General features: G+C 55.4%; 14 protein-coding genes. 9 read left to right on the forward strand and 5 right to left on the reverse strand.

The genetic code is table 11. The annotated features are described in order from the left end of the window. From DFO57_RS02020 to DFO57_RS22720, 5 genes are all read left to right on the forward strand, one after another. Nucleotides 1–1686 (forward strand): MFS transporter, encoded by a 1686-nt coding sequence (locus DFO57_RS02020; protein WP_014606155.1) that lies wholly within the window; start codon nt 1–3, stop codon nt 1684–1686. Next, nucleotides 1683–2783 carry an HlyD family secretion protein gene (locus tag DFO57_RS02025; RefSeq protein WP_014593401.1) on the forward strand — a complete coding sequence of 367 codons (1101 nt, stop codon included), beginning with the start codon at nt 1683–1685 and terminating at the stop codon, nt 2781–2783. Before DFO57_RS02020 ends, DFO57_RS02025 begins: the two co-directional genes overlap by 4 nt. Next, nucleotides 2780–4159 carry an efflux transporter outer membrane subunit gene (locus tag DFO57_RS02030; protein ID WP_013025316.1) on the forward strand — a complete coding sequence of 460 codons (1380 nt, stop codon included), beginning with the start codon at nt 2780–2782 and terminating at the stop codon, nt 4157–4159. Before DFO57_RS02025 ends, DFO57_RS02030 begins: the two co-directional genes overlap by 4 nt. A gap of 157 nt (nt 4160–4316) precedes the next feature. After that, entirely contained in the window at nt 4317–4460 is a 144-nt protein-coding gene (locus tag DFO57_RS22715; protein ID WP_014606152.1) for a hypothetical protein, read from the forward strand. A gap of 32 nt (nt 4461–4492) precedes the next feature. After that, a complete protein-coding gene (locus DFO57_RS22720) occupies nt 4493–4666 on the forward strand; it encodes a hypothetical protein (protein ID WP_014606151.1) in 174 nt (57 codons plus the stop codon). On the opposite strand, the gene DFO57_RS02035 is transcribed toward DFO57_RS22720, so the two are convergent. After that, the gene (locus DFO57_RS02035; RefSeq protein ID WP_110015017.1) at nt 4657–5817 is read right to left on the reverse strand and encodes a beta-glucosidase; all 1161 of its coding nucleotides are present in this window, start codon (nt 5815–5817) and stop codon (nt 4657–4659) included. The two genes, DFO57_RS22720 and DFO57_RS02035, sit on opposite strands and share 10 nt — an antisense overlap. 156 nt (nt 5818–5973) lie before the next feature. Between DFO57_RS02035 and DFO57_RS02040 the strand changes: the two genes are divergently transcribed. Continuing rightward, nucleotides 5974–7434 carry a phospholipase D family protein gene (locus tag DFO57_RS02040; RefSeq protein ID WP_110015018.1) on the forward strand — a complete coding sequence of 487 codons (1461 nt, stop codon included), beginning with the start codon at nt 5974–5976 and terminating at the stop codon, nt 7432–7434. Nucleotides 7435–7465: 31 nt separating this feature from the next. Here the strand turns inward: DFO57_RS02040 and mdoC are convergent, their stop codons facing one another. Next, a complete protein-coding gene (gene mdoC / locus DFO57_RS02045) occupies nt 7466–8590 on the reverse strand; it encodes a glucans biosynthesis protein MdoC (protein ID WP_013025321.1) in 1125 nt (374 codons plus the stop codon). A 281-nt stretch (nt 8591–8871) separates the two neighbouring features. Between mdoC and DFO57_RS02050 the strand changes: the two genes are divergently transcribed. The 3 genes from DFO57_RS02050 (at nt 8872) to DFO57_RS02060 (ending at nt 13342) form a co-directional block, all read left to right on the forward strand. Further along, nucleotides 8872–10410, forward strand: a complete 1539-nt coding sequence (locus DFO57_RS02050) for a glucan biosynthesis protein G (RefSeq protein ID WP_041457564.1) — start codon at nt 8872–8874, stop codon at nt 10408–10410. Beyond that, nucleotides 10403–12955, forward strand: coding sequence for a glucans biosynthesis glucosyltransferase MdoH (mdoH, locus tag DFO57_RS02055; RefSeq protein ID WP_013025323.1), 2553 nt, complete (start codon nt 10403–10405; stop codon nt 12953–12955). Before DFO57_RS02050 ends, mdoH begins: the two co-directional genes overlap by 8 nt. Before the next feature lie 147 nt (nt 12956–13102). After that, a complete protein-coding gene (locus DFO57_RS02060; RefSeq protein ID WP_015700573.1) occupies nt 13103–13342 on the forward strand; it encodes a YceK/YidQ family lipoprotein in 240 nt (79 codons plus the stop codon). Here the strand turns inward: DFO57_RS02060 and DFO57_RS02065 are convergent. The 3 genes from DFO57_RS02065 to DFO57_RS02075 form a co-directional block, all read right to left on the reverse strand. After that, complete coding sequence (locus DFO57_RS02065; protein WP_013025325.1) at nt 13333–13734, reverse strand: MysB family protein; 402 nt, start codon at nt 13732–13734, stop codon at nt 13333–13335. The two genes, DFO57_RS02060 and DFO57_RS02065, sit on opposite strands and share 10 nt — an antisense overlap. 163 nt (nt 13735–13897) lie before the next feature. Continuing rightward, entirely contained in the window at nt 13898–14248 is a 351-nt protein-coding gene (locus tag DFO57_RS02070; RefSeq protein ID WP_110015019.1) for a DUF3147 family protein, read from the reverse strand. 144 nt (nt 14249–14392) lie between these two features. Then, on the reverse strand, nt 14393–15880 hold the full coding sequence (locus DFO57_RS02075) for an MFS transporter (RefSeq protein WP_013025327.1): 1488 nt from the start codon (nt 15878–15880) through the stop codon (nt 14393–14395). Nucleotides 15881–15928 lie beyond the last annotated feature (48 nt).

A 15928-nucleotide genomic window follows, 5' to 3' on the forward strand; every position in this document is an offset into this window, starting at 1 on the left:
ATGGCCCGGCGCAATCCCTACGCTGCGCGTGAATGGTTGCCACATGAAAAACCTATGCTGCCGGGGTCGCCTTCGACGCCGCTGCACTCAACGCCTAAACGCATTGCGTTTGGGCTGATTGGCCTGCTGATCTCCCTGACCGGTGCACTGAGCAACGCGCTGGTCAGTGCGAACCTCACGAATCTGCAAGGAACCTTTGCCGCTTACTCCAATGAAATCGCCTGGCTACCGGCGGTATATGTGATGGGGAATATCTCCATCAACCTGCTGCTGGTGAAATTTCGTCAGCAGTTTGGACTGCGGGTTTTCACCGAAGCCTTTCTTGTACTTTATGTCTTAGTCGCCTTTTTCCATCTCTTTGCCAACGATCTCAGTTCGGCGATTATCGTACGCACCGCCCATGGCATGGTGGGCGCTGCCCTGAGCTCGCTAGGGATCTATTATCAGGTGCAGGCGTGGCCGGCTAAACATCGCCTGAAGGCCCTGGTTATTGGCCTTACCGTTTCGCAGTTGGCGATTCCGCTGGCCCGACTCTTTTCCAGCGAGTTGCTCCAGCTTGAGGAGTGGCGCGGGCTTTATCTGTTTGAGCTGGGGTTAGCGCTGATTGCGTTGGGCGCGGTGTTAGTGGTTAAGCTGCCGCCGGGCGATCGTATTAAGGCGTTTGAGAAGATGGATTTCGTCACCTTTATGCTGCTGGCACCGGGCATGGCACTGCTGTGCGGCGTACTGTCACTTGGCCGAATTGAATGGTGGTTTAGCACGCCCTGGCTCGGCGTTTGTGCTGCGCTGGCGTTGGTGCTGATCGTCACGGCTTTTGTGATTGAGCATAACCGCCGCAATCCGCTGATCAATACGCGCTGGCTCAGCAACGGGATGATCGTGCGTCTGGGCATCGTGATGATCATGATTCGTATCGTGCTGGCGGAGCAGAATACCGGTGCGATAGGTTTTTTGCAGCAAATTGGCCTACAAAACGATCAGCTGCACGGCTTAGCCTGGGCGATCATCGCCGGGGTGATTGCCGGCATTGCAGCCAGTGCGCTAACCATTAAGCCAACGCATCTCAACTGGCCGATTGTGGTGTCACTCATCGTGATGATCATCGCCTCACTGATGGACGCGCAATCCAGCCCGGTTACTCGTGCGAACAACATGTACTTAAGCCAGTTTTTACTGGGATTCGGCAGCGCCTTTTTTATGGCGCCCGCCATGCTGATGGGCATTGGTAGCGTGGTGACCCAGCCGAAAAATCTGGTCAGTTTTGTGGTGTTGTTTGGCATGAGCCAAAATCTGGGCGGCTTAATCGGCTCGGCGATTCTGGGCACCTTTCAAACCTGGCGTGAAAAATATCACTCCAGTCTTCTTGGCGATCAATTATCGTTACTGGATCCCAACGTCAGTGAACGGCTTAGCCAATACGGCGCCCTGTTTACCAGTCAGATCAGCGACAGCGCCCTGCTAAGTGCACAAAGCACCAGCCAACTTCAGTCAGTCGCAACCTTGCAGGCCAACGTACTGGCCTATAACGATACCTATCTGCTGACGGCGGCTCTGGCGCTGATTACCCTGATGTGGGTGCTGTGGCGCTTAACGCGTCGGCGCTATCTCGACTGGCGACAGGCCACCTTCAATCTGGCAGAGCAGCGTCAGCTTGCCGCCGCACAAGAACGAACGGAGCAACAATGAGTCAACAGGATGAACTTCAGGCAGCAGAGCGCGATCGGGCCAACCGCCGTCGTATTCTCTCGATTGCCTTAGGCAGCGGTATTGTGGTGACAGGCGTGCTGGTTATTCTGTATGCCTGGCAGCTTTGGCCTTTCACCAGTTCCGTTCAGAGCACGGAAAATGCTTATGTCCGCGGGCAGGTCACGTTTATCAGCCCGCAGGTAAATGGTTATCTGACCCAGGTGGATGTGGTTGACCTGCAGCCGGTTAAAAAAGGTCAGTTACTGATGACCATTGACGATCGTATCTATCGTCAGCGCGTGCACCAGGCGCAGGCGCAGCTGGCCATGAAGCAGGCTGCACTCAATAATAATCAGCAGCAGCGCCTCAGCGCGCAGGCCACGATTCAGAGTAATAAAGCGGCGCTGGAAAACGCCAAAGCCCAGGCGGTGAAAAGCGGTCTGGATCTAAAACGTGTTGAAAATCTGGCCGCAGACGGTTCGCTCTCGATGCGCGAACGCGATGCGGCGCGCGCGGCGAATGCGCAGGGGCTGGCTCAGCTGCATCAGGCGGAAGCGCAGGTTGCGGTGGCCCAGCAAAACTTGCAAACGGTCATTGTTAACCGTGCCTCGCTTGAAGGGGACGTGGCCAGTGCAAAGGCCGCTCTGGAACTGGCGGAAATCGATCTGGCCAACACGCGCATTACCTCACCTGACGAAGGGCAACTCGGACAGCTATCCGTGCGTAAAGGCGCCTACGTGACGGCCGGTACGCGCCTGACGTCGGTGGTGCCCAACCATAAGTGGATTATCGCGAACTACAAAGAAACGCAGCTGGCGCATATTCGTCCGGGGCTGCCGGTAACGATTCGTGTGGATGCACTGGATGGTAAAACCTTCCAGGGTCGCGTTGAATATCTTTCACCTGCTGCAGGTTCAGAATTCAGTGCAATATCGCCGGACAATGCGACCGGCAACTTCGTTAAAATCGCTCAGCGTATTCCGGTACGTATTGATGTGGCGCCAGAGGTCCAGCAACAGCTGCGTCCCGGTATGTCGGTTGAGGTCAGCATTGACACGGCCGCACACGTGGACGGAGAGGGAGAGAAAACGCCATGAAGGGCTTGCGTATAGCCGCTGCCCTGCTGGCGGTCGTGCTGGCAGGGTGCAGCACCCAGGTCGACAAAGCCCCGTCCGCCTTGCCCATTCCCCCACAGTGGCGCGATCGGGTAGGGCCTTCTGCGCCACCTGAAGCCGCATGGTGGCAGGCCTTTGGCGACGCCGATCTTAATCGCCTGGTGGATCAGGCATTGCGTAATAATCCGGATATCCTGATCGCCCGTTCACGGGTTGATCAGTATCGGGCCCAGCTACGAGCAACGGAAGGGGACAATTTTCCGACGCTCAGCGGCGGCGTCGCGGCGACGCGTCAGCGCGCATTATCCGCGGCGACGGGACAGCCTAATGACACCTCGGTTTTTCAGGGGCAGCTACAGGCCAGCTACAATGTGGATTTGTGGGGCGCGCGCAGCCGTTCGATCGATGCGGCGCAGGCGACGCTGGAGGCACAGCAGGCCGCCGCCTCGGCAGCCGAGCTGACCATCGCCAGTTCGGTGGCTTCCGGTTATATGACGCTGTGCGCGCTGGATGAGCAACTGCGCGTTACCGAGGCTACGCTGGCAACGCGGCACAACTCGCTCAAACTGGCGCAGCGCCAATTCGAAACGGGATATACCTCCCGGCTGGAGTGGATGCAGGCTTCATCTGAGTATCAGTCCGCTAAAGCTCAGGTTCCGCAACTCCAGCATCAAATTGCGCAACAGGAAAATGCGCTCAGCATCCTGGTAGGGATGAATCCACGTGAAATCGCACGCCATCGGGCGTTCACGGCCATCATGCCGCAGGTTATGCCGGGCGTGCTGCCGTCTGCACTGCTGAATCGTCGTCCTGATATCGTGCAGGCACAGCGTCAACTGCTGGCCGCCGATGCCACGCTGGCGTCATCCAAAGCGAAGCTGCTGCCGGGAATTAACCTCACTGCCTCAGGCACGCTTCAGAGTTCCGTGTTGCATCAGCTGGTGGACGATCCTTTCCGCCTGTGGAGCGTCGGCGGCAGTATTCTGGCCCCCTTACTCAACCGCGAAGCGTTAACCGCGCAGGTGGATGTCTCCATGGCTTCGCGTAATCAGGCTTTGTACAGCTATGAGAAAGTGGTGCGAAACGCCTTTTCAGAGGTGAATAATGCACTGGATGCGATTCGCCAGGGCGAGGCGCAACAGGAAGCGCTTCGTCAACAGGAACAGTTTGTCGCCGACGCGTTGCGCATCGCGACCGAACGCTACCAAAACGGTTATGCCTCTTATCTGGACGAGCTGGATGCACAGCGCACCCTGTTTGCGACTCAACTGAACCTGGTGACGGTCAAAAATAATCTACTGCAGGCGCAAATTGAGCTGTATCGCGCGCTGGGCGGCGGCTGGTCTGCCGGGAAATAGCGTCGCACTATCCGGTATGGCAGGGGCTGAAGGGCGGCACATCCCGGTCGTGCCGCGCCATCAGGGCGGGTTTGTAAAATAACGGATTCCTGAATAAGATTGCTCTACACTGTAGCCCGCAAATGCACCTTTGAGCCACGCGTTAACCAGGAAGAGCATGCTTTTACCCAGCCCACCAGAAGAGCACGATGAACCTGTGGTTCAGCCCCTTGCCGATGCTCACTTTGCGATTGTGGTGCTGGCAGTAACCTCGGTCACGCTGATTATTTTCGTTTTGATCGTCACGCTTTGGATGAGTTAGTGTTTATCAACCGGACCTGAAAGGAGTGAGGGATGGAATCGAGAGATGATAAACTGATTGCGATTATTGGCCTGCTGACCGCTTGCCTGATCGGCGTCACTTTCTTGTTTGTGGTGACGTGGCTAAACGACAGCCGCCTTGCCTCGCCGCCGGAGCGCCTTGATACGCAAACCTGTTATCCCAAACCGCCCTCGCGTCAGCTCTGATCGCGCTTAGTGAACTTTATCTGCTGACTGCGCAGCACCAGTGCCAGGTCCTCATGCACGGTGCGGTTGCCATTGGGATCAGCGAGGCCCAGTAGTGACCCCGGAGAACGCCTGTCGTCTGCCCATGCCGGGTACTCCACCACGGGATAGAGCGAAATGCCCTCCATCGCAATGCCCTGATCCAGGGCAACGGCAACGTTTTCACTGACCTCCTGTAGCCAGGGCGCGCGAGCTTCGCCTTCGGCACCGGTTTCGGCTATCAGCATGGGACGTTGGTAACGCTGCCAGTATTGCGCCAGCAGAATATGGAGCGGGGCGCGTACCGGGTCGTCTCTGTCCATTGGCCGATCGGGGAAGAACCAGTGGTTATCCGGATAGTAGTTCAGGCCCAGAATATCCAGAAAATCTTCGTGCCCGCCCAGTTCTTTATCGACACGTCCGGCTAACATATCCCAGGCTTCAAACTGCGCCTGATGCTGTGCATCAGCCCCGGGTTTACTGTCGGGGTTATCGGGATGATGGGCAATCTGCACCAAAGGATCGGTCAGCACAAAACGGGCGTCGGGTATCACCTCACGAATTGCCTGCATGGCAGCCAGAGAAGCACGAACCAGTTGCCGCTTAAGCTCTTTACCACGCTGACTGGCATGGGGATTAAACCAGGCCACGTCGGCACCTGCCCAGGACCAGAATGAGATCTGGTTTACGGGCGTGAAAAAAGCCTGCTGAATGCCCTGATCGCGGATAATGCGCGCCATTTCCCGGGCATAACGTTCGAAGTGGTCGACGAACCCGGCTTTCCAGACAGAAATATGATCGGGATAGCCAAAGTGGGCCAGTTCCCAGATGACCTGCAACTGGTTATCCCGTGCCGCTTCGACCATTGGCAGGAAACTGCTCCAGTCGTACTGGTTAGGCGTTTTTTCAATCAGGTGCCAGCGTGCACCATCCCGCGCGGTCAACAGATGCAGATCGACCAGTGCCGCATAGTCTTTTTTAAGCAGCATATCGTGCCCGCTGCTGATCACCATATCCAGCCGTTTGCCCGGCGTGCGGCGTGCGGTGGAACAGGGGAAGCTGCCCTGAAAAAAGCTCTGGAACAGGCGGGGATGATGGCGTAAACGGTCGTCAGTTAAGGGCGATTGACTCATATTCCTCTCCTGCCGGACAAATGACAGTCACAGATCGTTCGACTAAGTCTAGACTAAAAAACGGTGCCATCAGCATGGCTGATGTGCAACCGGCGCTGGCATACTCTGGCGCCCGGAGGAATAATAATAAATGACAGTATGATTCAGGGAATATCCATGACCGAAGCGTTTGATTTGCCCCAGAGCCCATCACGGCAGAGCTGGCTTGAAGAGCGGCTGGTTCCGCTTTGTTTGCACTATCCGGGGTTGAGCGGCATTCATCCACTCAGTGACGGGCTGGATGCTTTTGCCGCACGTTACCTGCTGATGGAGAAAGCTGCGAAGACGCTGGATATACAATACTATATCTGGCAAAACGATATGTCGGGCAGGTTGCTGTTCAGTGCCATGCTGGCGGCCGCCAATCGCGGGGTGATCGTACGGCTGCTGCTGGACGATAACAATACGCCAGGGCTGGATGATACGCTGGCGCAGCTGAATCACCATCCCAACATTACCGTCAGGCTGTTCAATCCGTTCTCCTTTCGTACCCTGCGCGCGCTGGGCTATCTCACCGACTTCGCCCGCCTCAACCGGCGGATGCATAATAAGAGCTTCACGGCGGATGGCGTCACGACGGTAGTCGGTGGACGTAACATTGGCGACGAATATTTTGGTACGGGCAACGAACCCCTGTTTGCCGATCTCGACGTGCTGGCTATCGGCTCGGTGGTTAACGAAGTGGCCGAAGATTTTGAACGCTACTGGAACAGTAAACCCGTTTCGCCGCTATGCGAGGTGCTGGATCAGCCGATGTCGGCGCATCCGGATGTGGTGTTACCGCCGGAGTGGCGTGAAAGCGAGACCGTACAGCATTATCTTCAGCGCCTGAATAAGTCCTCGCTGATCGATCAACTGACTCAGGACGATCTGCCTTTTGTCTGGGCCAAAACGCGACTGTTGAGTGACGATCCGCGCAAGGGCCTGGGAAAAGCCCGGCGTAAGTCACTTCTGCCTCAGCGAATGATGGAAGTGATCGGCGCGCCTCAGCATCAGTTCGACATCATTTCCGCTTACTTTGTGCCAACCCGCGCGGGCGTTGCCCAACTGCTGGCGATGAAGCGCAAAGGGGTGAAGATCGCGGTGTTAACGAACTCGCTGGCGGCAAACGATGTGTCCATTGTGCATGCGGGCTATGCAAAATGGCGGAAAAAGCTGTTGCGGCACGGGATTTCGCTTTTCGAATTAAAACCCCAGGCCGGCCTGAATGACACGCCGCACGATCGCGGCTTGACCGGTAATTCAGGCTCAAGTTTGCACGCGAAAACCTTTTCAGTGGATGAAAAAATCCTGTTTATCGGCTCATTTAACTTCGATCCACGCTCGGCGGTGCTCAACACCGAAATGGGGCTGGTCATTGAAAGTGAAAAACTGGCCGCCGAAACCCATCAGCGTTTTAGCGACTCAATGCGCGATCGGGCCTGGACGTTGCGGCTGGACAAGTGGGGAAGAGTAAACTGGCTGGAGTATCCCGGCGAGGCGCAGCAGGTTGTTCACAAGCATGAACCCGGCTGCAGCTGGTGGCAGCGTCTGCAGGTTCGACTGGTGTGGCGATTGCCTATTGAGTGGCTGCTTTGAAGCAAGGCGATCGGCAGCGATCGCCTTATCATTAGCGCTTCTGCGGCTTACCGGAAAACAGAAAACGCAGAAGAGGAATACGCAGGTGCAACTCATACAACGTGAATGACACGCCAAATACCATGACCAGACCCAGCAGGAAGCCCAGCGTATTGTTATGCAGTACAGGCGTCACATAAATGCCGTACAACAGCGTCAGGGGATGGTGCACCAGATAAATAAACAGCGAGGCGTTAACCAGATACATAATGCCTGGCGAATGTGAGTTAAGCAGTTTATGTCCCAGACTGTAACAGACGTTCAGCATGCAAAGTCCCATCATGCTGCTGATTAACGCGTCCAGCTCATACAACCAGCCTTCACCACTGCTTGTGCGTTGATTGACAATATATGCCACCAGCAGCAGCACTGCGCCAATGAACAGCACGGGATTCACCCGCACGAACAGCTGTTTCAGCGCCTGATGTTTCCAACTGAGTGCGCCCAGCATAAAAAAGGGCAGGTAGAACAGGGACTGCATCACCACGAAATTAAACAGCGCATCGCTTAACAGGGTTGGATTCGTGTAAAAGACAACACGTCGAAAAGCGCCCCACATCAGGCCCCAGATCAACAGGCCAAGCGCCAGTTTCCCCCAGCCCACGTGTTGATAATCAATGTTACGCTTTTGATCCCGCAACCAGCGGAACGTGATCATGCCGAGTGTGGTAAGAATTAACAGCACCAGTAAAAACCACAGGTGGGAGATCAGCTCCCACATCAGGTTGTTGAATTTCGCGTAGGGCGGCAGGGCGCTCCAGTCCGCGTATTTGCTTGTCCATGCCTTCAGCATAAAGAACTGTGGCAGCGTAATTAAGGGCACCGCCGTCAGCATCGGAATGCCGACCCGCTCCAGACGAACTTTCAGAAAGCGTCGGGGCTGATAGCGCAGATAGAGCATGTAAGAGAAGTAGCCGGAGATGACAAAAAACACCTGCATGCGGAACGCATGAATAAAATCATTCAGGGTCGTAAGCCATAGCGAAGCGTCGCTGCTGTTGACGGCCCATTTCTGCGACGAATAGATCAGGGAAACGTGAAACGGCACGCCCAATAACATCAAACAGGCCCGGATCGAGTCGAGAAAATACTCACGCTCAGTTTTTGTTGTACTCATAAAGTTCCAGTTCGTTAGTACGTTTTTAGCCGGTTTCGCCCTGAAACCGTATTATGTCGGAAGGAAATTCTAGCTGCAGATAACAGAGTATACTATCAGTTGAATCTCAGTTGAGCCCGTAACGTTTAATTGTCCTAAAATCACCCCTCGAGCAGAGGATTATCGGGAACATTGTTGTGCATGTGCTGTCGGAAAGCCGAATTATCCATTAAGATAAGCGGGTTTGTATTAAGCACACGAAAGGGGGGGATGTGCTGACTAAAGAAAAAAATAATGTTGGGCTGACGAAAATGCGCTGGATTGGCGCGGCAGTCCTGCTGGCTTTGTATGCCAACAACAGTTGGGCGTTTAATTTTGATGATGTGGCAAAACAAGCCAAAGATCTGTCCGGAAAAAGCTTCGAAGCGCCAAAAAGCAATTTACCCTCTCAATTTCGTGATATGAAATTTGCTGACTACCAGCAGATTCAGTTCAACCACGATAAAGCGTATTGGGGCAAACTGCGTACGCCGTTCAAACTCGAATTCTACCATCAGGGGATGTACTTTGATCTGCCGGTGAAAATTAACGAGATCACCGCCAATACCGTACGCGAAATCAAATACAGTCCTGATTATTTCAACTTCGGCAATGTGAAACACGATGCCGATGCGGTGAAAAACCTCGGCTTTGCGGGTTTTAAAGTGCTGTATCCGTTGAACAGCAAGAACAAGAAAGATGACGAAATCGCCAGCTTCCTCGGTGCCAGCTATTTCCGCGTGATCGGTGCCGGTCAGGTTTATGGCCTGTCTGCCCGTGGTCTGGCTATCGACACCGCGCTGCCATCAGGCGAAGAGTTCCCGCGTTTTAAAGAGTTCTGGATTGAACGACCTAAACCGCAGGACAAGCAGCTGGTGATCTACGCACTGCTGGATTCTCCACGCGCGACCGGTGCTTACCGCTTTACCATCCATCCAGGCCAGGAATCCACGGTTGATGTGCAGACCAAAGTCTATTTACGCGACAACGTAGGTAAACTGGGTATTGCACCGTTAACCAGCATGTTCCTGTTTGGCCGCAATCAGCCGTCGCCAGTGTCTAATTTCCGTCCTGAACTGCATGATTCAGACGGTCTGTCGATTCACAGCGGCAACGGTGAGTGGATTTGGCGTCCGCTGAATAACCCACGTCACCTGGCCGTCAGCACCTATACCATTGAAAATCCAAAAGGCTTCGGGCTGTTACAGCGCGGACGTGATTTCAATAACTATCAGGACCTGGATGACCGTTACGACCTGCGTCCAAGCGGCTGGGTTGAGCCAATCGGCGACTGGGGTAAAGGGCGCGTTGAGCTGGTTGAGATTCCTACCGCAGATGAGACGAACGATAACATCGTGACGTTCTGGACACCGGAAAACCTGCCGGAACCGGGTAAAGCGATGGATTTCAAATACCGTCTGCACTTTGGCCGTAATGAAAACAAACTGCATTCTGACGATGTTGCCTGGGTGAAAGATACGCTGCGTTCAGCGGGCGATGTGAAGCAGTCGAATTTAGTCCGTCAACCGGATGGCACTGTTGCCTTCACCATCGATTTCGTCGGCAAAGACATGAGTGAAATGCCTGCCGACAGTCAGGTTGCGCCGCAGGTCAGCGTAGGCAAGAACGCCGAAGTGGTCGAACAAAGCGTTCGCTACAATCCGGTCACCAAAGGCTGGCGTCTGGTATTGCGTCTGCGCGTGAAAGATAACAAGCAGGCGACAGAGATGCGTGCAGCGCTGGTCAGCGGTGACAAGACATTGACGGAAACCTGGAGCTATCAGTTACCTGCCAATGAATAATTTGACTTTTACACCTCAACGCTATGTAGAAGCCCTGCCGCTGGATGCGGCAGGAAAAACGCGTCTGGCCGCTTCGTTGCAAAATGCGCAGACGTTTCACCAGTTACACGAATCGCTGGGCCAGGATGTGGCTGCCAGCGATCGCCCTGAGGATGCACCTTTAAAATCGGTGTCGTCGCGAGTGGAAATGGCCTGGCCCGATTCACTTGCCGGGGGACAACAGTTAGGCAAGGACTATCTTGATCGCACCACGTTAAAGGCGATGCCAAAAGTGAAGCGTTCATTGATGTTCCCGGAAGCCTGGCGCACTAACCCGCTGGCTCGCGCCTGGGACTCGCTACGGGGACACAAGTCTGTTCCCCGTTATGCTTCGGCCGAAGAGCAGCGCGCGGAAGAGAAGTGGCGCCACGTGGGGTCCATTCGTCGTTATATTCTGTTGATCCTCACGATTATGCAGACCGTGGTGGCGACGTGGTACATGAAAACCATTTTGCCTTACCAGGGCTGGACGCTGCTGGATCCCATGGACATGATCAACCAGAACTGGCAGCAGTCTGTTATGCAGATTCTGCCTTATGTGTTGCAGACCGGGATTCTGTTCCTGTTTGCGATCCTGTTCTGTTGGGTGTCGGCGGGTTTCTGGACGGCGTTGATGGGCTTCCTGCAACTGCTGATTGGTCGGGATAAATACAGCATTTCCTATTCTACCGTCGGCGATGAACCCCTTAATCCTGCGCACCGTACCGCGCTGATCATGCCGATCTGTAATGAAGATGTAGGACGCGTTTTTGCCGGTTTACGGGCGACCTGGGAATCAGTGGTGCGTACCGGCAATGCTGAGCACTTTGATGTTTACATCCTGAGTGACAGTTACGATGCCGATATCGCTATCGCTGAGCAGAAAGCCTGGATGGAGCTGGTACGTGACGTCGGTGGCGCGGGCAAGATATTCTATCGCCGTCGTCGTCGCCGTGTGAAGCGTAAAAGCGGCAACATCGATGACTTCTGCCGTCGCTGGGGCAGCAACTATAGCTACATGGTGGTGCTGGACGCCGACAGCGTCATGAGCGGTGAATGTCTGACGGGCCTGGTGCGCATGATGGATGCTAACCCTAATGCCGGTATCATCCAGTCTTCGCCAAAAGCCTCGGGCATGGACACGCTTTATGCGCGTTGTCAGCAGTTTGCGACCCGCGTTTACGGCCCGTTGTTTACCGCCGGTCTGCACTTCTGGCAGTTGGGTGAGTCGCACTACTGGGGCCATAACGCCATCATTCGTGTGAAGCCGTTTATCGAGCACTGCGCACTGGCACCGCTGCCGGGTGAAGGCTCGTTTGCCGGTTCCATCCTGTCGCATGACTTCGTGGAAGCGGCACTGATGCGCCGTGCTGGCTGGGGCGTATGGATCGCCTATGATTTGCCGGGTTCCTATGAGGAGCTCCCGCCAAACCTGCTGGACGAACTTAAGCGCGATCGCCGCTGGTGTCACGGTAACCTGATGAACTTCCGCCTGTTTCTGGTGAAAGGGATGCACCCGGTGCACCGTGCCGTCTTCCTGACGGGCGTGATGTCTTATCTGTCGGCACCGCTGTGGTTCCTGTTCCTGGCACTGTCCACCGCGTTACAGGTGGTGCATACGCTCATGGAGCCCACTTACTTCCTGCAGCCAAGGCAGCTGTTCCCGGTCTGGCCCCAGTGGCGTCCTGAGCTGGCGATTGCGCTGTTCTCGACCACGCTGGTGCTGCTGTTCCTGCCGAAACTGCTCAGCGTCGTGCTGATCTGGTGTAAGGGGGCGAAACCCTACGGCGGTGCGCTACGTCTGTTCGTCTCGCTGCTGCTGGAGATGCTGTTCTCGGTGCTGCTGGCACCGGTGCGTATGCTGTTCCACACCGTATTTGTGGTAAGCGCGTTCCTGGGTTGGGAAGTGGTCTGGAACTCACCGCAGCGTGACGATGATGCCACACCCTGGAGCGAAGCCTTCAAGCGTCACGGTTCGCAGATGGCCCTGGGCATTGTCTGGGCTGCCGGGATGGGGTGGCTGGATCTCAACTTCCTGTGGTGGCTGGCGCCAATCGTGTTCTCGCTTATTCTGTCGCCGTTTGTATCGGTGATGTCGAGCCGCTCTGGCCTCGGCATCAAGAGTAAGAAAGCGAAGCTGTTCCTGATCCCGGAAGAGTACGATCCGCCGAAAGAGCTGGTGGATACCGATCGTTATGTGGAACTCAACCGTCAGCGCGTGCTGAAAAATGGCTTTATGCATGCGCTGTTCCATCCTGCGTTTAACGCTCTGGCGACCGCGCTCGCGACCTCACGCCACAAGCAGAGCCAGTTACTGGATCATGCGCGCGATCGCCGCGTCGATCAGGCACTGAGCGATGCGCCGGAAAAACTGAATCGAGAGCAGCGCTTGCAGCTGATCAGCGATCCGGTGGTGTTGGCGCGTGTGCATACTCGCCTGTGGGAAAGTGGTGAAAAGTATCATCAGTGGGTAGAGAGCTATCAAAAAATGCCTCTCAACCCCGATGCCTTACCGCATCAGGCGTAGCAACGAAGAAAGCGGCAGAAATGCCGCTTTTTTTACGCCCGTCGCCGGTTACAGACGGCAACATTATTTTGCACTTTGCACGAATGGGGATGGCAACCCGGCTCAACTCATGATTAAAATAGCGCCTGTTTAACCTGAGTCGCTATTGTGAATACATACGCTAAAGTCATCCTGTTATCCCTCGCCGTCGTTACGCTGAGCGGCTGTGGCAGTATCATCAGCCGTACCGTGCCCGGGCAGGGACACGGTAATCAGTTTTACCCCGGCGTAAAGTGGGATATCCGTGATGGCGCATGGCGGGTTATCACCATTCTCGACCTGCCGCTGTCACTGGTGGTCGACACGCTGCTGATTCCGGTAGATGCCAGCCATGGACCTTACGAGTAACTGCGGTCAGAGTCGCTGTTATCGTCTTCCCATTCCTGCGCCGCGGCTTTACCTTCTTCGCTGTCCAGCGGAGGTTCAAGTTGAAACTCACCGTCATCCCACTCGTGCAGCGTATTTTCTGCTAACCACTCCTGACGCAGTTCAATCTCATCGAAATCGCCGTCAAAGATGGCCTGAGCGGCTTCATTGCTTCGCACAGGCAAACACTCGCCCGAATCCCCTTCGTCTTCGAAGAACTCTGCCTGCCACATGATGTCACCGTCCTGCATCACATATTTTTGCAGGCCAAACTGGTTGATGGCCGCATCGTCTTGCTCAATATCCGGATGGCTGGCGAGAAACTCTTCACGCGCAGCATCAATCGCTTCTTCCAGTGTAGTGAACATACTCATGCTTCTCTCCTTGCCTGATTAACGTGATTTCAGTGAAGAATAGACGAAAATCTCAGGAGGGAAAGTCGGGCCACTTTAGAGGACAAACGTTCTGCACATACAGCCAGTCCTGAATCGCATCCGTTAGCTGCTCTAGCTCGGTGTTGTGTGAACACCTGCTGGCCTACAACAGGTCAATACCAAACTTTTTCAGAAAACCTGCCCACAGCATGAACAGGACGATCGTGATCAGGCAACTCAGCCCCAGCGTGAGCCAGAAGCCGGTACGTTGGTACAAAAACGGGAAGAGGATAAACATCGGCAGGGTCGGTACCACATACCAGAAAGTATACCAGGCATGGGCGGCGATCTTCGTCTGGCTCTGTCCTTCAAGTTTCATCCAGAGCAACACCAGGATGGTGACAAGCGGCAGGGCGGCCAGGAGCCCACCCAGGCGATCGCTACGTTTAGCCGCTTCAGAAATAATCACCACCATCAGGGCAGTTATCGCATATTTAGAGATAAGCCAGAGCATAGGTTTTTCCGTTGTTGAGCCGCTCAGCGGCGCTATCGCCAGCCTGATCACAGGGCTTCAGGCAGTAACGATCGCGAATATTATCACGATCGTTACTGCGGGATCGTTCTCCCGTTGCAGCGCCGGTTCGCGGCAACGCATCGGTTACTTCTGGGTGCTCTTTGCCAGGCTAAATCCAATACCCGCAGCCAGCAGGAGTAACAGCACAGCCGCGCTGACCAGCGCCACGCTGTGAGAGGTGATAAAGGCCGCTTTTGCCGCCTGAATCGTTGCCCCGGCGAGTGCAGGCTCCAGCGTCTGTGCCACTTTAATGGCCTCACCGATGGAGGATGAGGCTTTTTCTGCAAGCCCAGGGTCCAGTGCCGACGGCAGCACAATCGAAGCGGTAAAGCTACGGGTCAGCAGCAGACCAAAGAGGGCAATGCCCAGTCCGGCACCCAGCTCATAGGACATGGTTTCAATGGCGCCGGCTGCGGCGGCTTTTTCTTTTGGCGCGGCCGCCATAATGGCAGAGGTCGACGCCAGCAGGGCACTGGATGCGCTAAAGCCCAGCAGCACCATCAGGCTCCAGGCCTGCCACTGCTGGGTGCTGAAGTCCAGCATCGACAGCCCCAGAAAGCTGATACCGCTGAATCCCATGCCGCCAACTGCGACCGGCCTCAGACCCAGCTTGCCGACCAGTATCCCTGCGATGGGGCCGCTGAAGCCGCTGGCAATCATGACCGGCAACATAAATTTTCCGGCTTCGAAGGGCGTAAAGCCATGAACAAACTGCAGCTCCTGCGCCATGAGCAGTTCAAACCCCACCAATGCGATCATCGCGGTCAGGGCCATCACCACACCACTCAAAATTATGCGATGGCAAAACAGCTGCAAATCGATCATCGGCTGTTCCGCTCGCCGTTGAAGACGGATAAACAAGGCAAGCATCGCGGCGCCTGCGATCAGGGCTGCCGTGATCTGCGACGGCGATACATCACCCTTGAGCGCCGTTTTGGCGCTGTAGACCAACAGCAGTATGGCGACGATCAACAGCAGCGCATGGGGCAGATTCAGTTTTTGCTCCGGTCGCCCCGGCTGTCCCGGAATCAGCCAGACGGCGAGCGCAACCATCACAACGACAAGCGGGACGTTAATGAAAAAAATCGCCCCCCAGTCATAATGTTCCAGTACGGCACCGCCAAGCAGCGGGCCAAACGCGGCACCACCGGAACCGACGGCGGCCCAGACGCCCAGCGCAATATTGCGATCGCGCGCTTCAACAAACAGTGTCCGGATCCCGGCAAGCGTTGCCGGGATTATCATGGCCGCCCCGATGGCCAGTGACGCGCGGGTTGCTATCAGCCACGCAGCCGAAGGGGCCAGCGCCGCCGCCAGCGATGACAGGCCAAACAGCAGGCTACCCGTTATCAGCAGGCGTTTAAATCCGATACGATCGCCCAGTGCACCCATAGGTAACACCATACCGGCCATGACCAGTGAGTAGATATCAATGATCCACAGCAGCTGGTTGCCACTGGCGTTTAGCGTCATGCTCAGCGTCGGTACGGCAACATGCAGCACCGTGGCATCGATTGCGACCGGGATATACAGCATGACGATAATCACCAACGCGACCCACTGACGAAGCATTACGATCCCTTTGAAATAAAGTTGAACACATGTCCAAAACGGATCCTA

Origin of the sequence: Pantoea sp. AG702 (assembly GCF_003182295.1) — a bacterium.
Lineage (GTDB): Bacteria > Pseudomonadota > Gammaproteobacteria > Enterobacterales > Enterobacteriaceae > Pantoea > Pantoea ananatis.